General features: G+C 31.3%; 29 protein-coding genes. 22 read left to right on the top strand and 7 right to left on the bottom strand.

What is annotated here, in order from left to right:
* Positions 1-51 precede the first annotated feature (51 nt).
* Positions 52-681, bottom strand: a complete 630-nt coding sequence (rsmG, locus tag ABNT61_RS14300; RefSeq protein WP_348743705.1) for a 16S rRNA (guanine(527)-N(7))-methyltransferase RsmG — start codon at positions 679-681, stop codon at positions 52-54.
* 141 nt (positions 682-822) lie between these two features.
* Here rsmG and ABNT61_RS14295 point away from each other — a divergent pair, with 141 nt between their 5' ends.
* Together ABNT61_RS14295 and ABNT61_RS14290 are read left to right on the top strand one after the other, a co-directional pair.
* Positions 823-1,914, top strand: coding sequence for an acyl-CoA desaturase (locus ABNT61_RS14295; RefSeq protein WP_348740925.1), 1,092 nt, complete (start codon positions 823-825; stop codon positions 1,912-1,914).
* An 11-nt stretch (positions 1,915-1,925) separates the two neighbouring features.
* A complete protein-coding gene (locus ABNT61_RS14290) occupies positions 1,926-3,113 on the top strand; it encodes a pyridoxal phosphate-dependent aminotransferase (RefSeq protein WP_348710183.1) in 1,188 nt (395 codons plus the stop codon).
* A gap of 23 nt (positions 3,114-3,136) precedes the next feature.
* On the opposite strand, the gene ABNT61_RS14285 is transcribed toward ABNT61_RS14290, so the two are convergent.
* On the bottom strand, positions 3,137-3,616 hold the full coding sequence (locus tag ABNT61_RS14285; RefSeq protein ID WP_100925938.1) for a retropepsin-like aspartic protease: 480 nt from the start codon (positions 3,614-3,616) through the stop codon (positions 3,137-3,139).
* A gap of 40 nt (positions 3,617-3,656) precedes the next feature.
* On the opposite strand from ABNT61_RS14285, the gene ABNT61_RS14280 reads away from it, so the two are divergent.
* The 4 genes from ABNT61_RS14280 (at position 3,657) to ABNT61_RS14265 (ending at position 6,110) form a co-directional block, all read left to right on the top strand.
* On the top strand, positions 3,657-4,421 hold the full coding sequence (locus tag ABNT61_RS14280) for a TatD family hydrolase (protein WP_348722997.1): 765 nt from the start codon (positions 3,657-3,659) through the stop codon (positions 4,419-4,421).
* Between the two features lie 7 nt (positions 4,422-4,428).
* Complete coding sequence (locus ABNT61_RS14275; protein ID WP_348743704.1) at positions 4,429-5,103, top strand: hypothetical protein; 675 nt, start codon at positions 4,429-4,431, stop codon at positions 5,101-5,103.
* Between the two features lie 87 nt (positions 5,104-5,190).
* A complete protein-coding gene (locus ABNT61_RS14270) occupies positions 5,191-5,631 on the top strand; it encodes a doxx family protein (RefSeq protein ID WP_348743703.1) in 441 nt (146 codons plus the stop codon).
* Complete coding sequence (locus tag ABNT61_RS14265) at positions 5,628-6,110, top strand: methylated-DNA--[protein]-cysteine S-methyltransferase (RefSeq protein ID WP_348743702.1); 483 nt, start codon at positions 5,628-5,630, stop codon at positions 6,108-6,110. Before ABNT61_RS14270 ends, ABNT61_RS14265 begins: the two co-directional genes overlap by 4 nt.
* Here the strand turns inward: ABNT61_RS14265 and ABNT61_RS14260 are convergent.
* The 3 genes from ABNT61_RS14260 to ABNT61_RS14250 are packed head-to-tail and all read right to left on the bottom strand — an operon-like array spanning position 6,107 to position 7,647.
* Positions 6,107-6,616 (bottom strand): SMI1/KNR4 family protein, encoded by a 510-nt coding sequence (locus ABNT61_RS14260; RefSeq protein ID WP_348743701.1) that lies wholly within the window; start codon positions 6,614-6,616, stop codon positions 6,107-6,109. The two genes, ABNT61_RS14265 and ABNT61_RS14260, sit on opposite strands and share 4 nt — an antisense overlap.
* Before the next feature lie 27 nt (positions 6,617-6,643).
* Complete coding sequence (locus tag ABNT61_RS14255) at positions 6,644-7,090, bottom strand: nucleoside deaminase (RefSeq protein WP_348743700.1); 447 nt, start codon at positions 7,088-7,090, stop codon at positions 6,644-6,646.
* Entirely contained in the window at positions 7,090-7,647 is a 558-nt protein-coding gene (locus ABNT61_RS14250; protein WP_348743699.1) for an MOSC domain-containing protein, read from the bottom strand. The genes ABNT61_RS14255 and ABNT61_RS14250 overlap by 1 nt, the downstream gene beginning before the upstream one ends.
* 63 nt (positions 7,648-7,710) lie before the next feature.
* Here ABNT61_RS14250 and ABNT61_RS14245 point away from each other — a divergent pair, with 63 nt between their 5' ends.
* From ABNT61_RS14245 to ABNT61_RS14185, 13 genes are all read left to right on the top strand, one after another.
* Positions 7,711-8,475 (top strand): UDP-2,3-diacylglucosamine diphosphatase, encoded by a 765-nt coding sequence (locus ABNT61_RS14245; RefSeq protein ID WP_348723005.1) that lies wholly within the window; start codon positions 7,711-7,713, stop codon positions 8,473-8,475.
* 578 nt (positions 8,476-9,053) lie between these two features.
* On the top strand, positions 9,054-10,043 hold the full coding sequence (locus ABNT61_RS14240) for a MoxR family ATPase (protein WP_348710194.1): 990 nt from the start codon (positions 9,054-9,056) through the stop codon (positions 10,041-10,043).
* A gap of 102 nt (positions 10,044-10,145) precedes the next feature.
* A complete protein-coding gene (locus tag ABNT61_RS14235) occupies positions 10,146-10,475 on the top strand; it encodes a hypothetical protein (RefSeq protein WP_348710195.1) in 330 nt (109 codons plus the stop codon).
* A gap of 3 nt (positions 10,476-10,478) precedes the next feature.
* Positions 10,479-11,345 (top strand): DUF58 domain-containing protein, encoded by an 867-nt coding sequence (locus tag ABNT61_RS14230; protein WP_348710196.1) that lies wholly within the window; start codon positions 10,479-10,481, stop codon positions 11,343-11,345.
* 1 nt (position 11,346) lies between these two features.
* Positions 11,347-12,423 carry a hypothetical protein gene (locus tag ABNT61_RS14225; protein WP_348743698.1) on the top strand — a complete coding sequence of 359 codons (1,077 nt, stop codon included), beginning with the start codon at positions 11,347-11,349 and terminating at the stop codon, positions 12,421-12,423.
* Positions 12,413-13,414, top strand: a complete 1,002-nt coding sequence (locus tag ABNT61_RS14220; protein ID WP_348710199.1) for a VWA domain-containing protein — start codon at positions 12,413-12,415, stop codon at positions 13,412-13,414. Before ABNT61_RS14225 ends, ABNT61_RS14220 begins: the two co-directional genes overlap by 11 nt.
* Positions 13,415-13,417: 3 nt before the next feature.
* On the top strand, positions 13,418-14,461 hold the full coding sequence (locus ABNT61_RS14215; protein WP_348710201.1) for a VWA domain-containing protein: 1,044 nt from the start codon (positions 13,418-13,420) through the stop codon (positions 14,459-14,461).
* A 1-nt stretch (position 14,462) separates the two neighbouring features.
* Positions 14,463-15,272, top strand: a complete 810-nt coding sequence (locus ABNT61_RS14210; RefSeq protein WP_348710202.1) for a tetratricopeptide repeat protein — start codon at positions 14,463-14,465, stop codon at positions 15,270-15,272.
* 90 nt (positions 15,273-15,362) lie between these two features.
* On the top strand, positions 15,363-17,123 hold the full coding sequence (locus ABNT61_RS14205) for a BatD family protein (protein ID WP_348743697.1): 1,761 nt from the start codon (positions 15,363-15,365) through the stop codon (positions 17,121-17,123).
* A complete protein-coding gene (locus ABNT61_RS14200; protein ID WP_348723015.1) occupies positions 17,120-17,884 on the top strand; it encodes an SH3 domain-containing protein in 765 nt (254 codons plus the stop codon). The genes ABNT61_RS14205 and ABNT61_RS14200 overlap by 4 nt, the downstream gene beginning before the upstream one ends.
* A 53-nt stretch (positions 17,885-17,937) precedes the next feature.
* Positions 17,938-18,234, top strand: coding sequence for a hypothetical protein (locus ABNT61_RS14195; protein WP_348710205.1), 297 nt, complete (start codon positions 17,938-17,940; stop codon positions 18,232-18,234).
* An 80-nt stretch (positions 18,235-18,314) separates the two neighbouring features.
* On the top strand, positions 18,315-19,925 hold the full coding sequence (locus tag ABNT61_RS14190) for a SulP family inorganic anion transporter (protein WP_348743696.1): 1,611 nt from the start codon (positions 18,315-18,317) through the stop codon (positions 19,923-19,925).
* Positions 19,926-19,963: 38 nt separating this feature from the next.
* Complete coding sequence (locus ABNT61_RS14185) at positions 19,964-20,593, top strand: carbonic anhydrase family protein (RefSeq protein ID WP_348743695.1); 630 nt, start codon at positions 19,964-19,966, stop codon at positions 20,591-20,593.
* Between the two features lie 49 nt (positions 20,594-20,642).
* Here ABNT61_RS14185 and ABNT61_RS14180 read toward each other — a convergent pair whose 3' ends face one another.
* The gene (locus ABNT61_RS14180; RefSeq protein ID WP_348740936.1) at positions 20,643-21,179 is read right to left on the bottom strand and encodes a CvpA family protein; all 537 of its coding nucleotides are present in this window, start codon (positions 21,177-21,179) and stop codon (positions 20,643-20,645) included.
* A gap of 63 nt (positions 21,180-21,242) precedes the next feature.
* Between ABNT61_RS14180 and ABNT61_RS14175 the strand changes: the two genes are divergently transcribed.
* Complete coding sequence (locus ABNT61_RS14175) at positions 21,243-21,599, top strand: hypothetical protein (protein WP_348710210.1); 357 nt, start codon at positions 21,243-21,245, stop codon at positions 21,597-21,599.
* Here the strand turns inward: ABNT61_RS14175 and ABNT61_RS14170 are convergent.
* On the bottom strand, positions 21,596-22,390 hold the full coding sequence (locus tag ABNT61_RS14170) for an SDR family oxidoreductase (RefSeq protein WP_348743694.1): 795 nt from the start codon (positions 22,388-22,390) through the stop codon (positions 21,596-21,598). The two genes, ABNT61_RS14175 and ABNT61_RS14170, sit on opposite strands and share 4 nt — an antisense overlap.
* A gap of 122 nt (positions 22,391-22,512) precedes the next feature.
* Here ABNT61_RS14170 and ABNT61_RS14165 point away from each other — a divergent pair, with 122 nt between their 5' ends.
* Together ABNT61_RS14165 and ABNT61_RS14160 are read left to right on the top strand one after the other, a co-directional pair.
* Positions 22,513-23,901, top strand: coding sequence for a TlpA disulfide reductase family protein (locus ABNT61_RS14165; protein ID WP_348743693.1), 1,389 nt, complete (start codon positions 22,513-22,515; stop codon positions 23,899-23,901).
* Positions 23,902-24,013: 112 nt separating this feature from the next.
* Positions 24,014-25,417, top strand: coding sequence for a TlpA family protein disulfide reductase (locus ABNT61_RS14160; protein WP_348743692.1), 1,404 nt, complete (start codon positions 24,014-24,016; stop codon positions 25,415-25,417).
* Positions 25,418-25,451: the final 34 nt, after the last annotated feature.

Below are 25,451 nucleotides of genomic sequence, written 5' to 3'. Positions count from 1 at the left end.
GGCACCAAAAAGGGGGAATCGATAATGAAACACATTCGGTTCCCTTATTTTTTATCCTTTATATTTTATCGGTAAATGAACAACCTTCTTTGTTTCAAAAAAGTCTTCTTCAAAAAAATCTGGTAAATCATAAATAGTAGCACTAGGAAATTTAGCCAACTCTTCTGTTAGATCTCCTCCTTTTAAATAAAGAATTCCATTTTTGAGTTCATGATTTTGTTTTTTCTGTACTTTATTCCTCACCCATCTATGAAATGTTTCCATTTGTGCAACTGCTCTACTCACAATAAAATCATAAGTCTCTTTTACCTCTTCAACTCTTCCGTGAGTAGTTTTTACATTTTCTAAACCTAAACCTTCTACTACTTCATTTACTACCTTGATCTTTTTACCAATAGAATCTACTAAATGAAAATTAGTCTCAGGAAATAAAATTGCTAAAGGAATTCCTGGAAACCCTCCTCCGGTTCCAACATCCATTACGCTTGTTCCCGGCTGAAACTCCATAACTTTAGAAATACCCAAAGAGTGTAAAACATGACGCAAATACAATTCATCAATATCTTTTCTAGAAACCACGTTAATTTTCAGGTTCCAATCTTCATATAAAGCTTGTAACTTTTCGAAATGAGCTATTTGATTTTCCGTAAGGTTAGGAAAGTATTTTAAGATGATATCCATATGATGTTATTTGCGTTTGCAAAAATAATAACAATTACGAATAGTTAAAGATTAATACAATTTAATAATTATCGTTAAAAACTTTCGTTTACAGATAAAGATGTTACAAAAACACTTATTTTTACCCCTTTAAATTAGAAGATGAAAACAATTAAATTCTCCAGAATAGATAAGACCAAGTTCTTTAGAACTTTAAATAAACGTGTAAACGATTATTTTAAAGAAAATGAAATCAAAAGAACAGGTAACTGGAAGCTATATTTAAAAGCACTTGTGATGTTCACTTTGTTCTTAGCTCCTTTTGCAATTATACTAACTGTAAATATGCCAGGATGGTTACAATTATTACTTACTGTAGTTATTGGTTTTGGTATGGCAGGTGTTGGAATGAATGTAATGCACGATAGTAATCATGAATCGTTCTCAAGTAAAAAATGGGTAAACGATTTAATGGGAAGCAGCATGTACATTTTAGCAGGAAACGTATACAACTGGAAAGTTCAACATAACGTTTTACACCATACCTATACAAACATTCAAGATCACGATGAAGATATGGATGCTGGTCGAATTATACGTTTTTCAAAACATACACAGTGGAGACCATTCCACAAGTATCAGAAGTATTATTCTCCAGTATTATATGGTTTATTAACAATTAACTGGGCAATTACAACTGATTTCAAACAAATGCACCGTTACTTGAAAAGAAAACTTTCTTACGGAAAGTTCCCTAATCCAAAGGTAGAGTGGACAAAATTAATCATTACTAAAATTGCATATTATGCAATGTGGTTAGTTTTACCATTATTAGTTTTAGACATTGCTTGGTGGAAAGTATTAATCGGATTCTTTGTAATGCATTATACTGCGGGAATCATTTTAAGTTTTGTTTTCCAATTAGCACACATTGTTCCTAAAACTGAAACTCCATTACCAGACGAAGGAGGAAACATGAAAAATACTTGGGCAATTCACCAGTTATATACTACTGCGAATTTTGCTCCGAAAAACTGGTTTATCAACTTTTATACAGGAGGACTAAACCACCAAGTTGAACACCATATTTTCCCTCATATTTCGCATATTCATTATAGTAAAATCGCGAAAATCGTAAAAGAAACAGCTAAGGAATTTAACTTACCTTATCACGAATACAAAACAACACGTAAGGCAATATTAGAACATTTAAGACATATTGCTGAACTAGGAAAAAAACCACAACTAGCATAATCAAACACAAAATGTCTGAAGCATTATCAAACAGAATTAACAGTTTACCTGTTTCACAAACTTTAGCAATGGCGGCTAAAGCGAGAGAGTTAAAAGGCCAAGGAAAAGATATTATTAGCTTAAGCTTAGGAGAGCCTGATTTTAACACTCCAGATTTTATTAAAGATGCGGCAGTAGAAGCCATCAATCAAAATTTCAACTCGTACACTCCAGTTGATGGATATGTTGAATTAAAAGAGGCAATCTGCACCAAATTTAAACGTGATAATAATTTAGATTACAAACCAAATCAGATAGTAGTTTCAACAGGAGCTAAACAATCTATTGCTAATGTAGCGCAGGTTTTATTAAACCCAGGAGATGAAGTATTATTACCAGCTCCATATTGGGTAAGTTACTCTGCAATTGCAACCTTATGTGAAGCTAAATTTGTAGAGATTCCGTCTTCTATTGATACTGATTTTAAAATCACACCACAACAATTAGAAGAAGCTATTACTCCAAAAACAAAAATGGTATTCTTTAACTCACCAAACAACCCTAGTGGAAGTATTTATAGTGAGGCTGAATACAGAGCATTAGCTGAAGTTTTAGAAAAACATCCACAGATTTACATTCTTTCTGATGAAATTTACGAGCATATCAATTACGGTGTAAAACCATTTAGTTTTGCAGCAATTGAAAGTATGTATGATAGAACAATTACTGTAAATGGATTAGCAAAAGCATTTGCTATGACTGGATGGAGAATTGGATATATTGGTGCTCCAGATTGGATTGCTAAAGCTTGTACTAAAATGCAAGGACAAATTACATCAGGAACAAACTGTATTGCACAACGTGCTGCAATTACAGCGGTTTCAGCTTCTCCAGATCAAGTACAATATATGGTAAACGAATTCAAATCTCGTAGAGATATTGTATTAGGTTTATTAGGAAAAATCGAAGGATTTAAATTAAACGTACCAGAAGGTGCTTTTTATATTTTCCCAGACATCTCTGCTTTCTTTGGAAAAACAATCAGAGGTAAAGAAATTAAAAATGCGAACGACTTTTCTATGTTATTATTAGAGGAAGCAAATGTAGCAACTGTAACAGGTGAAGCTTTCGGAGCTCCAAACTGTATTAGAATGTCTTATGCTGCTTCTGAATTACAATTAAGAGAAGCTGTCAAAAGAATTAAAGAAGTTTTAAGTTAATTATAAACTTATTTCAAGATACATTAAAAAGGCAACGACAATGTTCGTTGCTTTTTCTTTTTCATCTTTTTCAAGTACAATACTTTCTTATCGTAATCGATAAACGCCTTTCCTTTTTCTAACACATCGGCACCAATAATTCCATGTACTTTTTCAGCCTTATGTTGAGTTAAAGCAGTATTTACATGAGTCATATCAAACAATACTAAATCACAACTTTTTAGTTTCCAATCACCAATTTTTAAATCATTACCAGATGATTTATACGTTTCCATATCTGTAGCTCCGGCTCCAGCAGCTTTTACTTCACTTTCTTCAGAAGTTAACTTAAAATAATCCAGTAAATCTAAACCAACACAAGAATTTGAAGCCCCAGTATCTAAAATAAATGTTCCTTTAATCCCATTAATTTTTGCAGATAATTCCAAGTGATTTGTAATCATCTTTTTTAATTTGATTCGAACGTATTTCTTTTTACGTAATACTTTTTTCAAACTTGCCATTTCTTGTACTTTTGTCGCACAAAGATACAGCATAATTTATATGATTACAGATACACATACACACTTATATTCTGAACAATTTGATGAAGATAGAGATGTAATGATTGCAAGAGCTAAAGAAGTTGGAGTTTCACGATTTTTTATTCCAGCTATTGATAGTTCCTACACGGATAGAATGTTCGAATTAGAGAAAAATTATCCGAATGATGTGTATTTAATGATGGGATTACATCCAACTTCTGTGAAAGAGAATTATCAAGAAGAATTAGCACATGTAAAAGAATGGATTGATCAGCGCGAATTTTGTGCCATTGGTGAAATTGGAATTGATTTGTATTGGGACAAAACATTCTTAAAGCAACAACAAGAAGCTTTTAGAACACAAATACAATGGGCAAAAGAAAAAAAGCTTCCTATTGTAATTCATTGCAGAGAAGCGTTTGATGAAATCTTTGAGGTGTTAGAACTAGAAAAAGGAGATGATTTACGAGGAATTTTTCATTGTTTCACTGGAACTTTAGAACAAGCACAAAAAGCCATTTCGTACAATATGAAATTAGGTATTGGTGGTGTGGTAACATTTAAAAACGGTAAAATTGACAAGTTTTTAAATGAGATAGATTTAGAACATATTGTTCTTGAAACTGACTCACCTTATTTAGCACCAACACCATTTAGAGGTAAAAGAAACGAAAGCAGTTATATTGAGCAAGTAGTTGGAAAGCTTGTTGATATTTATGGAAAATCTTTTGAAGAAATCTCTAAGATTACAACAGAGAATTCAAAAGCTGTTTTTGGGATTTAGTATAAAAATGACCTTAGCTACCGTCCATACAAAATCAAACGTTCTTGACAATAGAAATCCTTTACTCTATTTTTTCATCGTAATTGCACTTATTCTCTTAGGAATTCTAATTGAAGTTTCTGGTTTTTTAATTTCTATTCTTGGACTTTTAGCTTTGATTCTACTTTTCATCTCTTCTAATTCAAAAGAGTCTTTAACAATAATAGAAACTGGCACGATAAAAATTACAGAAGATTCTTTTGTATTTAATCAAAATGAGATAATTTATTTCAACCAAGTCAGACACATCGTATTATCAAGCGAAGATTATCAAGGAAGGCCTTTACACCATAGAAACTCAATTACAGAAGGAAGTTATAGTTCCGGAACAGATAATTATATTGAATTAATTACTAAAGAAAACCAAGAAATCAAAAAACAATTCCTCTTAATCTCAGAGAGACAAATGTATGCGCTTAGTACTTTTTTATCTGAGTTTATAATTAATGACATGTTCAAGAATGTTAGGAACGTTAAACAATTAACTAATATTCTACCAGAACATTTCAGAAAAATGGATCGATCAAGAAAATATATTGCTGAACTTATTAAAAAGGGAAAATTAAATAAAACTGAAGGCTTATTAATTATGAATTATTCTTCTTATGAAGAAGCTCAAGAATTAAAGAAACATTACTTGTAAAAGTTAAATCTTCATATAATTAAATAAAACAGCCTCTTCTCTAAAAGAAATTTCAGATATTACCCGTCGAAATTTTAATTGTAAATTTTGATCGACTCAAATAGCCCTTACAAATACTCTGAGCATCAAATTTTATCTACACTTGTTGGAATTGTGTATTTATGGTTTGGTTTTCTAAAAATATTTCCTCAACTCAGTCCGGCAGAAGAAATTGCCTATCAAGTAATTGATTGGTTAACCTTTGGTTTACTACCAAAACAACTAGCTATTTATATTCTCGGAATTGGTGAAATTGGAATCGGAATTGCCTTACTATTTTATGCAAAAAGAAACATTGTAATTAAAATCACACTGGCTCATATGTTTTGTACATTTTTGCCTTTATTTATTTTCCCAGGTGAGTCTTTTGCTTATTTTCCTTATGCTTTTTCACTTTTAGGACAATACATCTTTAAAAACATAATTATTGTTGGAATATTGATTATCTTACTTCGTGCAAATACGCACCACCAAAAAGCATTGAATTGAATCCAGAAACCACATATTATAAATCTCCGATTGGAACACTTGAAATAAAAGGAGACGATAAGGGTGTTCATTCTATTTATTTTATAGATGATGACTTCTCGACTTCGCTCGAAGTGAAATCGGGAGAGCTTAAAAAATGTGTTCAACAATTGGATGAATATTTTACTGGAAACAGAAAAGAATTTGAATTGACTTTAAGTCCTAAGGGAACAGAGTTTCAAGGAAAAGTTTGGACAGAATTATTAAAAGTTCCTTTTGGTAAAACGAGAAGTTATTTGGAGCAATCTAAAAAACTCGGCGATGTAAAAGCAATAAGAGCTGTTGCTTCAGCAAATGGTAGAAACCCAATATCGATTATTATTCCTTGTCATAGAATTATTGGATCAGACGGATCTTTAACTGGATATGCTGGTGGAGTTTGGAGAAAAAAATGGTTACTTGAGCATGAAAGTGGTAACAAACAACAGAGTTTGTTTTAGTGACTTAACTGAAACTCCACATCTAGTTGATAAATCATACTTTCAAAATCACTATACACTTCAGTAAAATCGTCATAAACTTCATGATCCCAAAGAACTATTGGGTAATTATTATCCCTAGTTTTTTTAGTCGTATCAAAACACAACATTCCCCAATCGCTCCAATTTGCAAATGGAATCCTTCCTTTATCTAGTAAGAACTCTGTTGGATATCCATTATAGATCATTTCATTAAAAGACTTATTCCAACTATTTACAGGATGAGAACAAAATCCACATTCACCTATCTGTAAGTCATAAAAATGCTTATACCTTAGAAATCTTTTATAAGAATCAGGCAAAGCAACTTTTATCATATCCTCCAAGTCCTTAATTTCATCTTCTGTAACTTTACTTTTAATAGGAACCCACTTTTGCCATCCTTCAGCATCCATTTCAGAACCTTTCATTTCTTCCTCAACTTTCATAGGAACACCATTTAAACCTAATTCCACTAATAAATTCAAATGTTAGTCTATAATCTTTTCCATGTTTTAGTTCAAGTTTCTTTTTTCAACAAAAAAACGTCTCATTAATTGACCACATTCTTCTTCTAAAACACCTGAAACAACCTTAGTTTTAGGATGCAGTTTGGTTCCTAAAACCGTAAAACCAGATCTTGGCTCGCTAGCTCCATAAACTATTTTTCCTATTTGTGTCCAGTAACTAGCTCCTGCACACATTTGACAAGGTTCTACAGTTACGTATAATGTGCAATCTCTTAAATATTTCCCACCTAAATAATCTGCAGCTGAAGTAAAAGCCTGCATTTCCGCATGCGCGGTAACATCATTCAATCGTTCTGTTAAATTATGAGCTCTAGCTATAATTTGATTTTTAAAAACAACTACTGCCCCTACAGGAACTTCTCCTTTCTTGTAAGCCTCTTCTGCCTCCAAAAGCGCTTTTTTCATAAAATATGTATCGTCAAAAGGATTCATTACATATTCTTTTTTAATCTCTTTTCATTGTAAACATCAGCTATCGTAGGTTTTGTTTTATCCGTTTTTATCAATTCAAAAACATCTCCTTTCTTCACATAACCCGTTTGCAAGACTTTAAAATACACCCCGCTTTTATCCGTATTCCAAAACTGCTTTACAATTTTCATATCATTAAATCGAACTCCCAATTTCATGCAAGGTTGTCTTGGTTTAGTTACTTCAACAATAGTTTCACCTACTTTAAAAGTGTCACCAACATGAAGTTCAGATTCTTCACAATCCGATAATGTCAAATTCTCTCCAAACATTCCCAATTCCCAATCTAAATCTGGATATAATTCTTTAAAGTATTCGTAATGTTTTTCTGAAAACGCATAAACAGCTTGATCTATTCCTCCATGTTTTTCACGATTACAAATTGCATCTCCTTTTACATCTTCAACATCAAGAAAAATAGGTTCATCCACTGGAAATTTAAAAATCCCAGTAGTAACAATTTTACCTTTCCAATCTATTTCTCTTCGCTCACCTATATTTGTAGCAACTATTTTCATCTGTTTGCGTTTTATACAAAGTTAGCTAAATAAAATAGTTATTTTTACCCAAAATAATTCGATTTGACGTCTATTACTATTTCAAATAATAAGAAAGTATATTTTGCCTCTGATCAACATTTAGGAGCACCAACTCAAGAAAAAAGTTTTCCTAGAGAGCAGAAATTTGTCCGTTGGTTAGATGAAATTAAAAAAGACGCTGAAGCTATTTTCTTACTAGGTGATTTATTCGATTTTTGGTTTGAATACAAAACTGTAGTTCCAAAAGGATTTGTTAGAGTTTTAGGAAAGCTTGCCGAAATTAGAGATAGCGGTATTCCGATTTATTTTTTCGTAGGAAATCATGATTTATGGATGCGTGATTATTTTGAAAAAGAACTTACTATTCCGGTTTTTCATTCTCCACAAGAATTCACAATTAACAATAAATTATTTTTAATTGGTCATGGAGATGGTCTCGGACCTCATGACAAAGGATATAAGAGAATGAAAAAAGTGTTCACTTTTCCTTTATTTAAATGGATGTTTAGATGGCTACATCCGGATTTGGGTGTAAAACTTGGTCAATACATGTCTGTGAAAAACAAAATGATTTCTGGAGATGAAGATTTTAAGTTTTTAGGAGAAGACAACGAGTGGTTAGTTCAGTATTGCAAACGCAAATTAGAAAGCAAACATTATGATTTCTTTGTATTTGGGCATAGACATCTTCCATTAGACATACAATTGAAAGAAAGCAGCAGATACTACAATTTAGGTGACTGGATTAATTTCTATACCTATGGAGCCTTTGAAAAAGACCAATTCTCGTTATTAGAATACAAATAAAAAAAGGCACCGAATTCAATCAGTACCTTTTTTGTTAAACAAAAATTGATTAATTCAATTAGAATTTAAAAGTAAGTCCTCCTCTAAAGGTCATACTATTAAATTCAAATTGGTCAACTTTTTAAGGAATCCACTCATAAAATTCCTCATAGCAACTACGAACTCTTGTGTATTTATTTCTATAAAGGGAAACACCGAAATTACAGAGTAATCGTGTATTAAAATGAAAACTTATTTTAATCACTGCTATAAAAATGGATTAATGAACAAAAATTCACAAAGGTAGAACAACAATGCTTCTCTAACTTATAATTCACTCGTATATAAATCTTTAAAATTCGAATTTATCCATTTCAGTACCTATCAAAAATAACATTAAATACAATAAAATCAACTTTTTAATGATTTTTACAACTCAAAAAGGAGATTTCAGTGATAATTTCATTAGTTTTTTAAGAATTTAATTAACATATAACTAAAGACTAACCTCTTAATCTTTAACCTACTTTTAACAAGAAAAAAATTGTTAATATTGTAGCTTTGTTCACTGAAATTATAACGAATAACATTTTTTACATATGGATGTAGATGTAAGAGCTATTAATGAAAAAATCGAAGTTGAAAGTGCATTTGTAGATTTGCTAACAAATGAAATGAATAAAGTAATTGTTGGTCAAAAAGACATGATTGAACGACTTTTAATTGGTCTTTTAGGAAACGGACATATTCTTTTAGAAGGTGTTCCTGGACTAGCAAAAACTTTAGCGATTAATACATTATCAAAAGCAGTACAAGGAAGTTTTAGTAGAGTTCAGTTTACTCCTGACCTTCTACCAGCTGATGTTATAGGTACAATGATCTACAATGTAAAGGACAATGATTTCTCTATTAAGAAGGGACCTATTTTCGCAAACTTTGTACTAGCAGATGAGATTAACCGTGCGCCAGCAAAGGTTCAATCTGCATTACTTGAAGCAATGCAGGAAAGACAAATTACCATTGGTGATGAAACTTTCAAACTAGATGAACCTTTCTTAGTTATGGCAACACAAAACCCTGTTGAGCAAGAAGGAACATATCCTTTGCCTGAAGCTCAAATGGATCGTTTTATGCTAAAAACTGTTATCGATTATCCAAAACTTCAGGATGAACAATTAATCATGAGACAAAGCTTAAATAATAGTTTTGGGAAAGTAAATCCTGTTGTTTCATTAGATAAAATCATTAGAGCTAGAGAAGCTGTAAACGAAGTATACATGGACGAAAAAATCGAGAAATACATTCTTGATATCATTTTCGCTACTCGTTACCCTGAAAACTACAACTTAAGTAAGCTTAAACCTTTAATTAGTTTCGGATCATCTCCTCGTGGTAGTATTGCACTGGCAAAAGCTGCTAAATGCTATGCTTTCATTAAAAGAAGAGGATATGTTATTCCGGAAGACGTAAGAGCTATGGCTCATGACGTACTGAGACATAGAATTGGTATAACTTATGAAGCTGAGGCAGAAAACATGAGTTCTCTTGATATTATAAATGCAATTATTAACGAGGTACAAGTACCTTAAAAATAAATCATAACTAAACCCAACACCCAACAACTTAACAAAATCCCAACTATCAACTAAGCATTCATCAAAACTATACTAATCCCTTAAATTTTGCTAGGAATGACTTTTAAATTAACAACGTATAAAACGTTAACAGGTGAAAAACAAATTTTAGAAACAAAATCTCAAAAAAGCACAGAAGCTGTAATTTATGAAAACAATCAACCAGCATATTTGGTAGACTGTTTCGATTTACAGACAGAGTCAAACGTACAAATGAACTATTTAGTTCTTTGTCAACAAAGAAGTATGAAAAACGTGATTGAAGAAATAGGAGAAAAAAATAATGTAAACCTAACGGTAAAACAAGCTCCCCTATTTTCTATTAAAAAATCATCAGAAGTTAAAGATATGGAGTTACCGCCTCTTCCTTTAGAGTGGGTAAATTAATATATGGATACCAAAGAGTTACTTAAAAAAGTTCGTAAAATAGAAATTAAGACAAGGCGCTTGTCTAATCATATTTTTGGTGGTGAATACCATTCTACTTTTAAAGGTCGTGGAATGACCTTTTCAGAAGTTCGTCAATACCAATATGGTGATGACATTAGAGCTATTGACTGGAATGTTACTGCTAGATATAACGAACCTTATGTTAAAATTTTTGAGGAAGAACGAGAACTCACCATGATGCTCATGGTTGATGTTTCTGGTTCTGAACTTTTTGGTACTTCTACTCAATTCAAGAAAGATACTGTTACAGAAATAGCTGCAACTTTAGCTTTCTCTGCAATTCAAAATAATGATAAAGTAGGTTTAATTTTATTCTCAGATCAAATAGAATTATACATTCCTCCTAAAAAAGGAAAAAGTCATGTGCTTCGTATTATTCGAGAATTAATTGAATTTAAACCTAAAAGTAGACGCACAAATATTAATGAAGCTTTAAAATTCTTATCAAGTGTAATGAAGAAAAAAGCTATAGTATTTATGCTGTCTGATTTTGTAGATGAGAACTACGAAAGAAACTTAAAAATTGTCGGAAACAAACACGATTTAACTGGTATTCGAATCTATGATAAATTCGATGAGGAAATTCCTAATCTAGGAATGGTTCCTATGTTGGATAACGAAACAAGTGAAGTTAAATTAATCAATACCAGTTCTAAGTCTGTTAGAACAAAATATAAAGCAAATGCTTTACGCTTAAAAGATGAGTTTGAAACATCATTTAAAAAGAGTGGACTGGGAACTATAAATGTTCGAGTAGACGAAAGTTACGTGAAAAAATTATTAGGCTACTTTAAAAACAAAGGATAAATTGAAGAAATATTTACTGTATATAGCATTATTTTATTCAGCTTTTCTTTCGGCGCAAACTTCGCCTGTTAAAGCAGAAATTGACACAACGAATATTCGTATTGGAGAGCAATTCGAATATAAAATTTCTGTTGATGGAACTGATAATATTATCATGCCTAAGCTTGAACTTAAAGGAATTGAAGTAATCGATAGCCTTCGCTTAGACACTTTAAAAAACAAACTCGTACAAAAATATATTTTAACTGGTTTTGATAGCGGAGCTTTTTATATTCCACAACAACAAGTTTTCATTAGAAACCAGGCACATTTAACTGATAGTTTATTAATAAATGTTGCTACCGTTGCAATTGATACTACCAAAATTCAAAAGTTTCCGATTAAAGGAATTAAAGGAGAACCGTATCAGTTTGACGATTACAAAAACATTCTCTTTTGGGCCCTAGCCATTATTTTAATTGTGACTTCAGTATTATATTTTGCGCTTAAACGAAGTGATAATGATGAAGTTAAAACAAGAGAACAATTATTAAACCCTTACCAAGAAGCTGTTCGTAACTTAAAGTTACTGGATGAAAAATTATTATGGCAGAATAACAAAATTAAACAGTATTACAGTGAGTTAACGGACATTCTTCGTAATTTCATTGAGCGCGAATTAAATGTTCCAGCTCTTGAAACTACTACAAGTGGTTTAATTGAAACTTTATCTGATTTTAATGAAACAAAATCAATTTTAACAGATAAGGATACGATACAAAGTTTAGATAAATTATTGAAGCAAGCTGATTTAGTAAAATTTGCAAAATCTAAACCTTTAGCTCATGAAATTGAAGCTGATAGAAATGTTGCTAAACATATTTTAGATAATATTAAGCCGAATATTGAAATTGAAGAGTCTGCTGAAATAGATCCGGTTATTATTGTTGAAAAGCCAATAGTTAAAAAACCATCTATTTTGGTAAGGATTGTAGCAATTGTCCTGATTCTATTATTAGCAATTTCTATAGGATATTCATTAGCTAAAGTAATTCCAATGTCGAACTCGTTAAAAACACCAGTAACCAATGTTGAATAATTTCGAGTTCCATAGTCCAGAGTTTTTATGGCTATTTGCCTTAATACCATTGATTGCTCTTTGGTTCTTTTCTAGTAGAAAAAAAGAAAGCACCTTATTGTCTGTACCTAGCGTTAGAGGGTTTGAAGGAACTTCAATTCTTGCCAAACTAAAACCGCTTTTACATGTTTTCAGAATACTAGCTTTTTCTGCATTAATTATTGCATTAGCAAGACCAAGGAATGTATCTGTTAGCAAAAAAACAAAAACGAATCGCGGTATTGACATCGTTATGGCTATTGATGTTTCTGCAAGTATGCTAGCAAAAGATTTAAAACCAAATCGTTTAGAAGCATTAAAACGAGTTGCCGTTGATTTTGTAAACAGAAGACCTAACGACAGAATTGGTATTGTTGTTTATGCTGGTGAGAGTTTTACCCAAACTCCAATTACAAGTGACAAATCTATTGTAAAAAGAACCATTTCTGAAATTAAATGGGGACAGTTAGAAGGAGGAACAGCAATTGGAATGGGATTAGGTTCTGCAGTGAATAGATTAAAAGAGAGTAAGGCTAAAAGTAAAGTTATTATTCTTCTTACAGATGGTGTAAATAATGCTGGTTTTGTAGATCCTAAAACAGCAACAGAATTAGCGAAAGAATTAAGTATAAAAGTATATACCATTGGAATTGGAACAAACGGAATGGCTCCTTTTCCTTGGGCAAAAGATCCTAGAACAGGAAAATTATCTTTTAGAAATCAACAAGTTGAAATCGATGAGAAATTGTTGAAGTTTATAGCTAGTGAAACAGACGGACAATATTTCCGTGCAACTGGTAATGCAAAACTAAAAGAAATTTATGATGAAATTGATAAGCTAGAAAAAACTAAAATCGAAGAATTCAAGTATTACAACTATTCAGAAAAATATAGAATTTGGGTATTGTTAGCTGGTTTCTTTTTAGTCCTAGAATTTATATTAAGAAATACAATCTTTAAAAGCTTTATTTAAAACATGTATAAGTTAGAAGAACCAATATATTTTTACTTTTTTGCAATAGTACCTGTTATTATTGTAATCTTCTTATTGGTTTTATGGTGGAAGAAAAAAACGCAAAGAAAATTTGCTGAATTAGCATTACTAGAAAAACTTGCGCCTAACCTTTCTACTTTTAAATCTGTTTTAAAACTTACCTTTTTACTAATCGGTTTATCGTTTTTAATCATCGCTTTGGTGAATCCCAAAATGGGAACTAAGCTTCAAACTGTAAAACGTGAAGGAGTTGATATCATATTTGCTTTAGATGTTTCTAAAAGTATGTTAGCGCAAGATATTGCTCCGAATAGATTAGAGAAATCAAAACAAATTATTTCTAAAATAATTGATAAGCTAGGTAGTGATCGTGTTGGTATTATTATTTATGCGGGAAATGCGTATCCACTTTTACCTATCACAACTGATCATGCTGCAGCAAAAATGTTTTTGCAAAATGCAAATCCAGATATGGTTTCAAGTCAAGGAACAGCGATTACTGAAGCCTTAGATTTAGCAAAAACATATTATAACAACGACGAACAAACAAATAAGTACTTGTTGATTATTTCTGATGGAGAAGATCATCAAGAAGAAACCAAACAAAAAGCTCAAGACATAGCTAACGAAGGTGTAAAAGTTTATACAATTGGTGTGGGAACCGAAAAAGGAGGACCAATTCCAATTGAACTCAACGGAGGATTAGTTGGTTACAAGAAAGATCGTAAAGGTGAAACTGTAATCACACAAAGAAAACCAGATATCCTCGAAGGAATTGCAAGAGCTTCTGATGGAACTTACATCGATGGAAATAAAACGGAACAGCCTGTAAAGGCCATAGAAAAAATAATAGCCAACGCTCAAAAAAGTGAGTTTGAAACTAAACAGTTTTCAGACTACAAAGATCAGTTTCAATGGTTCTTGGGAATAGGATTTTTATTTTTACTAATAGATGTTTTCTTTTTCGAAAGAAAAACAAAATGGTTGAAGAAAGTAGATTTATTTAATGAAAAGGATGATAAGTAGTATGAAGAAAATAATTCAATTGATAATATTAGTTTCTGCTTGTTTTTCGAACAATATCAATGCTCAGCAGGACACCATAAAACTAAAAAGGGAAGCGAGATCTTTTGTTAGAGAAGGTAATAAGCTTTATAACAAACAAAAGTTTAATGAAGCTTCAATTGCTTATCGTAAAGCTTTAGGAAAGGATACTAAGTACGATAAAGCAAGCTACAATTATGGGAATGCTTTATATCAAGGAAAAAAGTTTAAAGAAGCAGTTTCTCAATACGAACTAACGACTAAAACTGCCAAAACAAAAGCAGAAAAGGCAGAAGCATACCACAATATTGGTAATGCTATGATGGAGCAAAAGCAATATCAACAAGCTGTAGATGCTTATAAAAATGCCTTAAGAAATAATCCGAATGACGACGAAACTCGTTATAATCTTGCTGTAGCTCAAAAGAAAGCTGAAAAGGAAAAGCAGAAAAATAAAAACGACAAGAACAAGGATAAGAAGAATCAACAAAATAAAGATCAAAAGAAAGATCAGGATCAAAAAAACAAGGATCAAAATAAAGATAAAAAAGAAGGAGACGATAAAGACGACAAGAAAAAACAAGATCCTAAGAACCAAGATAAAAATCAAGATCCTAAGAACGATCAAAACAAAAAAGATAAGCAAAAGCAAAAACCACAACCTGGTAAAATGACTCCAGAGCAAATGAAACAACTGCTTGAGAGTTTAAATAATGAGGAAAAGAAGACTCAAAAGAAAATGAATGTAAAGAAATCAAAAGGTAGAAAAATAAAACAGGAAAAAGACTGGTAACAATTAGGAAAATTTTAAGACCAAAATCTTAAAAATCAATTATTTTATCATTCCAAAAAAATAGTATTTTTGTCCGATCTGAATTCACAAATGAAACTAAGGTTTATTACATTTATAATAGCACTGATTACAACTTCTGTTTTTGCACAAGAAGTTGAACTTGTGGCCAAAGTAAGTAAAAACAAACTTGGCTTAAATCAGCGTCTCCGTGTTGAATTTTCTATAAACAAACAAGGTGCAGATCATTTTGTTCCACCAAATTTCAAAAATTTTAAAATTGTTGGCGGTCCTAGCCATTCTGTAAGTCAGTCTTGGGTAAACGGAAAAGCTACTTTTTCACAAAAATATTCTTACATCATAAAACCATTACGCAAAGGAGAGTTTAATTTACCTTCTGCCAGTATTGACTATGATGGTAAAAAACTAAAGTCGAAGCCGGTAAAAATTATAGTTACTGAGGCTGTGAAAATTCCAAAAAATCCAAATGATCCAGATTATATCGCGGAACAAAATATTCATTTAGTTGCTGAAGTTTCTAAAGCAAAACCTTACGTTGGTGAAGGAATATATGTTGAATACAGATTATACTTTAGCAATAATGTTGGTATTTATGATAATGCCGTAACTGAAGCTCCGCAATACAATGGATTTTGGAATCAAGAAATTAAAAGAGACGGTTCTCAAGTTAAAACAGCAATGTATAATGGCGAACAATATCGTTATGCTGTATTGAACAAAGCATTACTTATTCCAACAAAATCAGGAAAGTTAACAATCGATCCAATGAAGATGGATATTGTAGTTGCTGTTCCAACAGGAAGAGGAGATTTCTTTGGTAACCCTATTACGAAACAAATTAGAAAAGAATATACTTCTGCAAGAAAAACCATTATTGCAAAAGAACTTCCTTTGGAAGGAAAACCTGAAGGATTTACAGGTGCGGTTGGAGACTTCACTTATGAACTAACTTCTTCTAAAAACGTTTTAAAAGCAAACGAATCTTCACAGATTAAAGTTACTGTTAAGGGTAAAGGAAATTTGAAACTTTTTGAGTTGCCAAAAATTGAAACTCCAAAAGAACTAGAAGTTTATCAACCTGAAAGAAAAGAAAAGGTAAAAATTACAACTTCAGGATTGACCGGTTCTGTGATTGATAATTATACAGTTGTTCCAGAATTTAAAGGAAAATATAAGATTCCTAAGACAGAATTCTCTTATTTCAACCCTAAAGATGGAAAATATCATACCATTGCAACAGAAGACATCTTCGTTGATGTTACCGAAGGAAAAGAACTTGTAACAAGTACTCCAAACAATGAAGTAGTTAAACAAACTGTAAAGACTACTGGTAAAAACTTCAGATATATTCAGACATCGACAAGTTTAGCTCCAATAGTTAAATCCGATTTTTATAAATCTACACTTTTCTATTTGCTGCTATTATTACCAATTATATTTATTCCTATTGCAATTCTTATCAATAAGAAGAAAGAGGAAAGAGATGCCGATATTATTGGTAGTAAACAAAGAAAAGCTGATCGATTAGCTAAGAAATATCTTTCAGAAGCTAAATCTCAATTAGGAAACAAAGAAGCTTTCTACGAAGCATTAGAAAGAGCTTTACATAACTATTTAAAGGCAAAACTAAGAGTAGAAACTTCTGACATCAGTAGAGATAAAATCAGTCAATTACTACAAGATAAAAACGTTGATATTAATACAATTGATAATTTCATTAGTGTATTAAAAGATTGTGATTTTGCACGTTATACTCCAATTACGAACGTTCAAATGAATCAGGAATACGAAAAAGCGAAACAAGTAATAACTCAAATTGATAAGCAATTATGATACAAAGAATAGTTTTACTACTTGCGTTTTTTACTTTGAGTACTCATTTTGCTCAAGAAGCTGATCAACAATTTTCAGAAGCGAATACATTATATAAAAATGGTGATTACACTAAAGCCATTGAACTATATGAAGCAATTGAAGCTACTGGAAATGTATCATCTGAACTATATTACAATCTTGGAAATAGTTATTACAAAATAAACAAAGTTGGACCATCAATTTTCAATTACGAAAAAGCTTTACAACTTGACCCTTTAAATGAAGATGCTCAAAATAATTTAATCTTCGCAAAAAGGTTATCTTTAGATAGAATAGAAGAACTACCGAAATCTGTATTCCAAAAGTTTGATGAGAACTATTTAAGCAAATTAAGTTACAATCAATGGGCCATTGCTGCTGTTATACTTTCGTTTTTAGCTTCTTGCCTATTCTTACTTTATTATTTTTCTCATTCGCCATCACTTAAAAGATTGTTCTTTACCTCGAGTTTAATTGGTGCGGTTTTACTTATTGCGACTTTATCCATAACAATGACACAGTATGGAAAAGCATCTAAAACTATTGAGGCCATTATTTATACTACTGAAGTTTCTGTAAAAAATGAACCTACGAAAAATGCTGAAGAAGCTTTTGTAATTCATGAAGGAACCAAAGTATCAGTTTTGGATAAAGTTGATGACTGGAAAAAAATTAAATTGGTAGACGGAAAAATTGGATGGTTAAAAGACAATGAAATCAAATTGTTACATGTTTTTTAGTTTTTTTTAACAACAACCTCAACAAGTTTTTATATTTTTAACAACCTAGAAATATGAAAACATCACTTGTAACATACTTTTTTGCTGTAATTTTAATCACTTCAATAGCATTACCTACTTATTTAAGTTTGAGTGAAAAAGCATGTGAATATTCATTAGTTCTTACAGATCTTGAAGATGATTCTGAGCAAACAGAAAAGAATAATGATACTGATGTTAAAATCATTCATATCTATCAAGAAATCATTCCTTATAAGCATTTAAAAAGTAAACATAGTATTGTTTATTTATCAAGTGAATACACTACTCTTTCACTTAAAGTTGATTCGCCACCACCGGAATTTAGTTAGATTTCATTTACATAACTGACAATTAAATAACTAAATCAAAAACCAACAACTTAAAAAATAAGTTAAACAAATTTTATATTATGTTTAAAACGATAAAAAATGATTTACCCGCTAGTATAGTGGTGTTTTTTGTAGCATTACCTTTATGTTTAGGTATTGCTTTGGCGAGTGGCGCGCCATTATTTTCTGGATTAATTGCCGGAATTGTAGGAGGTATTGTAGTTGCTAGTATTAGTGGATCTAGTATTGGTGTAAGTGGACCAGCTGCAGGATTAGCTGCAATTGTATTAGCTGCAATCGTAACATTAGGAGGACTTGAGAATGGTGGATTCGAAAAGTTCTTAGTTGCTGTAGTATTAGGAGGTATTATTCAAATACTTCTTGGTTTGGCTAGAGCTGGAATTATTGCTTACTTCTTCCCTTCTTCGGTAATTAAAGGAATGCTTACCGGTATAGGAATTATTATCATTCTAAAACAAATACCTTATTTCTTTGGAATGGATAAAAATCCAACAGGTGATTTTTCTTTCCTTCAAGTAGAATGGGACAACTTAATCTCGGGATTATTAAACTCTTTAAATGCACTTTTAAGTGGTAATATTAGTGTAGGAGCTACAGTTATAGGAATTATAGCTTTAGGAATCCTATTATTATGGTCGAATGTATTAGCGAAAAAAGCTAAAATTTTCCAATTAATTCAAGGACCTTTAGTAGCTGTAGTTGTAGGTATTATTTTCTTCCTAGTAACTCAAGGAGGATCTTTAGGATTATTAAAAGAACAATTAGTATCTGTTCCAGTACCTGATAGTTTCGATAGCTTTAAAGGACAATTTAGCTTTCCTGATTTCTCTGCAATAGGAGATAAAGATGTTTGGGTAATTGCATTTACAATTGCAATTGTTGCAAGTTTAGAAACATTATTATGTGTGGAAGCTACTGATAAATTAGATCCAGATAAAAATGTAACACCAACGAACAGAGAATTAATAGCTCAAGGAACTGGTAATATTATTTCTGGTATGATTGGTGGATTACCAATTACTCAGGTAATTGTAAGAAGTTCTGCCAACATCCAATCTGGAGGTAAGAGTAAAATGTCTGCAATTATTCACGGATTCTTTTTATTAATTTCTGTGATTTTAATTCCAACTTTATTAAATAAAATTCCATTATCTGTATTAGCTGCTGTACTTTTCATTGTTGGTTTCAAATTAGCTAAACCATCTACCTTTACTAATATGTATAAATTAGGTTGGAAACAATTTGTACCATTTATGGCAACGGTTCTACCAATGGCAATTACTGGAGATTTATTATTAGGAATCGGTTTAGGGTTAGCAGTTGGAATTTTTGTTATCTTATTAAAAAGTTTCCAAAACTCTCACTTCTTACACAAAGAAGGAGAAGATGTTAATGATGGTAAAGTAAAAATGACTTTAGCTGAAGAAGTTACTTTCTTTAACAAAGGAGCGATCTTAAAAGAATTAGATAACTTACCAGAAAACTCTTCATTAGAATTAGATGTTTCTAAAACACGCTATTTAGATAATGATATTATTGAGATTTTAGAAGATTTTGCTCACAAAGCAAAAGAAAGAAATATCAATATTACTCTAGTTTCAGAAAGAGGAACTGTTGAAAACCCTCCTAGCTATATTGAGTTTTTCAAACTAAGACCAAAAGCTAGTTAAGATTATTAAAAAGAAAACCATTAAAACAACAATATAAAATGAGAAATACAGCATTAACAAAAGACGCTCAGGCGAGTCTTTCGCCACAGTCTGTTTTGCAAGATTTACTTGAGGGTAATGAGCGTTATGTGGCAAATAACTTAACAAGCTCAGATGTTACTTCTTTAGTTCAACAAACAACAGGTGGACAATTTCCAAAGGCAGTAATTTTATCTTGTATCGATTCGCGAGTACCAGTAGAATTAGTATTCGATCAAACTATTGGTGATGTTTTCGTTGCTCGTGTAGCAGGAAACTTCGAAAACACTGATATTTTAGGAAGTATGGAATATTCATGCGCAGTTGCAGGAAGTAAGTTAGTATTAGTTCTAGGTCATGAAAGTTGTGGTGCAGTGAAAGCTGCTTGTGACGGTGTAGAATTAGGAAATATTACTGCAATGTTGAGTAATATCACTCCTGCTGCTAAAATGGCTTCGGAAGAAGTTGAAGGTGTTGCAGATTCTTCAAATAAAGAATTTGTAGCTAAAACTGTTGAGAATAATGTAAAATTAACTATCGAAAGAATTCGAGAGAAGAGTAAAATTTTACAAGAAATGGAAGACAATGGAGAAATTTCTATTGTTGGTGGAGTTTACTCTTTATCAACAGGAAAAGTAAACATGTTATAATAACGTAGTTCTATAAAACTAAAAAGCGATGAGTTAATCATCGCTTTTTTTATTCTTCTGTATTTTGTTCTGAATCTTGTGCTTCTGGCTCTACATCTTCATCATCTCCTTTTATAATTGAAGGAAATATCATCGGTGCAATTTTTTTTACAGGTGCATACAATATTGATTGTTGTAAGCTCTCTTTTTTTACAAAAGGTATTGTGTCATTCATTTTACCAAAAAAGATAAAAATCACACTTAAAATCAATCCTATCTTTAAAGCTCCAAAGACTCCTCCTAATATTTTATTTAAAATTCCTAGAGAAGCAAAATCGGCAATTTTAGTTAAGATTTTACCTAGTAAGGCAATTACAACAATAATGATTACAAAAGTTCCTGCGAATGCCACTAACGTAATATACTGCTCAGACCAATCTAAACTACTTTCTAACCAATCTCCTAAGAAATATGAAAAATGAATTGCTCCGTATACTCCAGCGACTAACGCAACTAAAGAAGCAACTTCAACAAATAATCCTTTCATTAATCCTCTTACAAATCCAAAAAGTAATAATGAAGCTATAATAATATCAAATACATTCATAGTCCTAGAATTTTAACAAATATAAATAACTCATTTGTATCTTTGCTCTTCAATTAAAAACGAATGAATAAAGTTGATAACTTAAAAGAGAAGTGGGATTTTTTAATTGCTTCATTATCGCAACAATTTGCTGAAGGAGACGAATTAAACGTCGACAGTATTATATATCTTATTGGGGTTCAGGAACTCGGACAAGGACAAAGAAAGTTTAAAAAAGATGAAAAAGTAAACTTAATGCATATTGCCATCTGTAAACTTCTTGAGCCTTATGGTTATTACGAGTTTGATTACTTTGATAACGACGGCTGGCCACATTATAAAATACTTACCGAACTGCCTAATTTAAAACCAGGAGAACAAACAGTATTGATGAAGGAAGCTATAGTAAACTATTTTGAAGCTATTGATTTTTTCAATTAAGTGACACTAAGCTTTCGGATCATTTTTGACAGTAACTTCGGATAAAAACGTTTTGCATAAACGCCTAATTTTTCCTTAGCTCCTGCTATATACACCTCTTCTTTTTGTTTAGAAATGGCTTTTGCCATTAATTTAGCAAAACGATCAGGATGAATTCCGTTTGCAGTTGCGGTGTCCATTTTATCTTGAGGAGTACCATCTCCTGTTAAGGCATTTTTAGAAACATTTGTAGTTACAAAACCAGGACAAACCATTGTTACTTTAATATTATCTTGATGAACTTCTGCACGTAAACTATCAAAGAAGCCATGTAATGCATGTTTAGTGGCGGCATAAGTTGAACGTAATGGAGTTCCAATTTTTCCAACAATACTTGTGGTAACTACAAAATGGCCCGATTTATTTTCAATAAAATGAGGAAGAATTTCTTTTGTCAAAGCTACTGTTCCTAAATAATTGATATCCATTAATCGTTTGTCAACGCTTATATTTGTATTCTTGGCTAAAGATCTTTGACTAATCCCACCATTGTTTACTAAAATATCTATCCTTCCAAAAACCGAAATTGCTTGCTGAACTTTGTCCGAAAAATTAGAATAACCTTCTAAATCTAATGGTAAAACACTCACATTATCAGGATTATTACACATTTTCTTTACCTCATTTAAAGACGACTCTTTCCTAGAAGATAAGATTAATTTTGTATTTTGCTGCGATAGATGAATTGCCAGTGATTTTCCTATACCAGAAGAAGCTCCGGTAATCCAGATTATTTTGTTTTCTAGACCCATTTTCCTAAATAAAGTTTGACCTAATGTACTCAAATTAAATAAGAAATAGTAATTTTGGTACGCTTATTGGAATACTGGAAACAGAATTATAAATATTATTATAAATAAATCCCTTGTTAACGATGAAAAGATTACTTGCATTATTAATATTTGTTACATCGATTGCAAATGCCCAATTTTCTATAAAAGGAACTATGACACCTCCAGAAGAAAGCGACTGGGTTATTTTGTATAAAATCGAAGGAGCAAAGCAAAAATTTATTAGTAATTCTACTATTGTGTTTGAAGATGTAAACATAGGTGGGAATACACAGAAGGTTGGTAGATTTGAATTAAACTTACCAGCGGATGCTAAAGAAGGTGCGTATAGAGTTACCTACAGAAATCAAGGAGCAGGATTTGTTGATTTCTTCTTCAACAAAGAAAATATTGAATTTGTTTTCAATCCAGTATATCCAGAAGAATCAATTGTTTTTACAAAATCTAGAGAAAACAAAGTATACAGAGAATATTTAGATGCGATCGCATTAATGCAAAGATCTATAGATTCTTTACAAGTTGAATACTTAAAAGCTGACGAGAAAAAAACTAAAAAAGCTTATAAGAAAGCATATAAAGAGCAAGAAGAAGTTCAAGAGATTTACGAAGGTAAATCTGAAGGAATGTTAGTGAACACTTACATTAAAGCTTCTAAACCTACAAACTCATCTTCTATATTTGATGATACTCAAGAATACTTAAACCACGTTGTTGGAAGTTTCTTTGATAATGTTGATTTTTCAGATAAGAAGTTATACAATTCTCCTTTTATTATCGACAAGATTACAAACTATGTTTTCTATTTAAACATTGCAGAAAATCAAACATTACAACAAAAATTATACAACGAATCTATTGCTAAAGTAATGGATCTTGTAGAAGATGATAAAGTTCGTAAAGAAGTTACAGAATATTTAATTACTCGTTTTGCTAATGCAAGAAACTCTGAAATTGTTGATGGACTTTTCGCAAATTATTACGATAAGTTACCAGGAGAATTCCAAGATCCAAAGTTTAGAGATGATAAAGTAGCTTTATTACGTGCAACTGTAGGTAGAATTGCTCCTGATTTTTCATGGAAGGAAGAAGGAAAAGATTATAAATTATCTACTTTAAACGATGGAGAAAAGTATTTATTAGTATTCTGGAGTACAGGATGTTCTCACTGTTTAAAAGAAATTCCATTATTATATGACTTTATGAAAACTCATGATAAAACTTCTGTGATTGCCTTTGGTATTGAGCAAGAGGATTTAGAGTGGAATGAGTACGTGAAGAAATTATACGGATGGCACAATGTTATGGGAACTCACCCAGACAATAAGTGGGAAAATGAAGTGGTAAGAACGTATCAATTAGTTGGAACACCAACATATTTTATCTTAAACCAAGACAAGAAAATTATCGCAATGCCAAATTCTTTTGAAGATGTTAAAGATTACTTTGACAATGGTAATGCGGCAAAAGAATAAAACATTTTTGTTTTAGCATATAAAAAGACTATCTAAAAACAACATTTCGTACATTTATGCGATTATCGTTTTTAGATAGTCTTTCTTTTTAACCATAAAATATAAATATTACATGTTTAAAAAATTACTTTTTTTATTTCTATTCGTAACATCAATCTCTTACGCACAGTACAGTATTAAAGGTACTATGACTCCTCCGGAAGAAAGTGATTGGGTAATTTTGTATAAAATTAACGGACCAAAGCAAAAATTTATTAGTAACGGAACTATTGTTTTCGAAGATATAAACATTGGAGGAAATGTTCAAAAAGTTGGTCGTTTCGAATTAAAATTACCAGCAGATGCACAAACTGGTGTTTACCGAGTTACTTATAGAAATCAAGGTGCAGGATTCATAGATGTATATTTCAATAATGAAAATATAGAGTTTGTATTTAATCCTCAATACCCTGAAGAATCGGTTCTTTTTACGAGGTCTAGAGAAAATAAAGTTTATCGTGAATATTTAGAGCAGCTGAACATCAGACAAGTTGCAATGGATTCTTTACAAAGCGTTTATTTAAAAGACGACAATAAGAAAACTAAAAAAGCTTATAAGAAAGCCTTTAAAGAGCAAGAAGAAATTCAAGATGCTTACGAAGGTAAATCTGAAGGAATGTTAGTAAACACGTTTATTAAGGCTAACAAATCAACAAACTCATCTTCTATTTTTGATGATACTCAAGAATATTTAGAATATGTTGTGGAGAGCTTTTTTGAAAACGTAGATTTTTCTGATCAAAAATTATACAGATCTCCTTTTATTATTGAGAAAGTAACAAATTATATTTTCTATTTAAACATTGAGGGAAATCAAGAAGAGCAACAAAAAGTTTACAAGCAATCTATTACAAATGTAATGAAGCAAGTAAAGGATGATCAAATTCAAAAAGAGATTTTGGAATATCTAATTACTCGTTTTACAAATGCAAGAAACTCTGAAATTGTTGATTTCTTATTTGCTGAATATTATGATGAAATGGATGATGAATTTAAAGACGCGAAATTCAAGAATGATAAATTAGCAGAGTTATTAGCTTCTCAAGGTAGAGTTGCTCCAGATTTTTCATGGAAAGAAGGAGAAAAAGAATTAAGCTTATCAGGCTTAAATGACGGAGAAAATTACTTATTAATTTTCTGGAGTACACAATGCGGGCACTGTGTTAAAGAAGTTCCTGAAGTTTATGAATACATGAATTCAACTCATCCGAATACTTCTGTAATTGCATTTGCTATTGAGGACGATGAGAAAGACTTTACAGACTGGGCAACTAACAAATTACCTAAATGGCATAATGCTATTGGAACACACCCTGAGTTCAAACTAAAAAATGAAACTGTTCAAAAGTATAGAATAGAGCAAACTCCAACGTATTTCTTATTAGATAAGGATAAAAAGATTATTGCTGTACCGAATACTGTACCGGATATTAAAGATTACTTAAACGGACCTTCAAAGGAAGAAGAAGGGAAATAATCTTATTCAAATAAAATTATCAAACGACATCTCA

It is taken from the genome of Tenacibaculum sp. 190524A05c, from assembly GCF_964036595.1.
Classification (GTDB): Bacteria; Bacteroidota; Bacteroidia; order Flavobacteriales; family Flavobacteriaceae; genus Polaribacter; species Polaribacter platacis.
This window is presented reverse-complemented; position numbering and strand designations above follow the sequence as displayed.

Bases quoted from the DNA above. Each gene is read 5' to 3' on its own strand.
- rsmG (WP_348743705.1), bottom strand. From the start codon at position 681: ATGGATATCATCTTAAAATACTTTCCTAACCTTACGGAAAATCAAATA.
- ABNT61_RS14295 (WP_348740925.1), top strand. From the start codon at position 823: ATGAAAACAATTAAATTCTCCAGAATAGATAAGACCAAGTTCTTTAGA.
- ABNT61_RS14290 (WP_348710183.1), top strand. From the start codon at position 1,926: ATGTCTGAAGCATTATCAAACAGAATTAACAGTTTACCTGTTTCACAA.
- ABNT61_RS14285 (WP_100925938.1), bottom strand. From the start codon at position 3,616: ATGGCAAGTTTGAAAAAAGTATTACGTAAAAAGAAATACGTTCGAATC.
- ABNT61_RS14280 (WP_348722997.1), top strand. From the start codon at position 3,657: ATGATTACAGATACACATACACACTTATATTCTGAACAATTTGATGAA.
- ABNT61_RS14275 (WP_348743704.1), top strand. From the start codon at position 4,429: ATGACCTTAGCTACCGTCCATACAAAATCAAACGTTCTTGACAATAGA.
- ABNT61_RS14255 (WP_348743700.1), bottom strand. From the start codon at position 7,090: ATGAATCCTTTTGACGATACATATTTTATGAAAAAAGCGCTTTTGGAG.
- ABNT61_RS14250 (WP_348743699.1), bottom strand. From the start codon at position 7,647: ATGAAAATAGTTGCTACAAATATAGGTGAGCGAAGAGAAATAGATTGG.
- ABNT61_RS14240 (WP_348710194.1), top strand. From the start codon at position 9,054: ATGGATGTAGATGTAAGAGCTATTAATGAAAAAATCGAAGTTGAAAGT.
- ABNT61_RS14235 (WP_348710195.1), top strand. From the start codon at position 10,146: ATGACTTTTAAATTAACAACGTATAAAACGTTAACAGGTGAAAAACAA.
- ABNT61_RS14230 (WP_348710196.1), top strand. From the start codon at position 10,479: ATGGATACCAAAGAGTTACTTAAAAAAGTTCGTAAAATAGAAATTAAG.
- ABNT61_RS14220 (WP_348710199.1), top strand. From the start codon at position 12,413: ATGTTGAATAATTTCGAGTTCCATAGTCCAGAGTTTTTATGGCTATTT.
- ABNT61_RS14215 (WP_348710201.1), top strand. From the start codon at position 13,418: ATGTATAAGTTAGAAGAACCAATATATTTTTACTTTTTTGCAATAGTA.
- ABNT61_RS14210 (WP_348710202.1), top strand. From the start codon at position 14,463: ATGAAGAAAATAATTCAATTGATAATATTAGTTTCTGCTTGTTTTTCG.
- ABNT61_RS14205 (WP_348743697.1), top strand. From the start codon at position 15,363: ATGAAACTAAGGTTTATTACATTTATAATAGCACTGATTACAACTTCT.
- ABNT61_RS14200 (WP_348723015.1), top strand. From the start codon at position 17,120: ATGATACAAAGAATAGTTTTACTACTTGCGTTTTTTACTTTGAGTACT.
- ABNT61_RS14195 (WP_348710205.1), top strand. From the start codon at position 17,938: ATGAAAACATCACTTGTAACATACTTTTTTGCTGTAATTTTAATCACT.
- ABNT61_RS14190 (WP_348743696.1), top strand. From the start codon at position 18,315: ATGTTTAAAACGATAAAAAATGATTTACCCGCTAGTATAGTGGTGTTT.
- ABNT61_RS14185 (WP_348743695.1), top strand. From the start codon at position 19,964: ATGAGAAATACAGCATTAACAAAAGACGCTCAGGCGAGTCTTTCGCCA.
- ABNT61_RS14180 (WP_348740936.1), bottom strand. From the start codon at position 21,179: ATGAATGTATTTGATATTATTATAGCTTCATTATTACTTTTTGGATTT.
- ABNT61_RS14175 (WP_348710210.1), top strand. From the start codon at position 21,243: ATGAATAAAGTTGATAACTTAAAAGAGAAGTGGGATTTTTTAATTGCT.
- ABNT61_RS14170 (WP_348743694.1), bottom strand. From the start codon at position 22,390: ATGGGTCTAGAAAACAAAATAATCTGGATTACCGGAGCTTCTTCTGGT.
- ABNT61_RS14165 (WP_348743693.1), top strand. From the start codon at position 22,513: ATGAAAAGATTACTTGCATTATTAATATTTGTTACATCGATTGCAAAT.
- ABNT61_RS14160 (WP_348743692.1), top strand. From the start codon at position 24,014: ATGTTTAAAAAATTACTTTTTTTATTTCTATTCGTAACATCAATCTCT.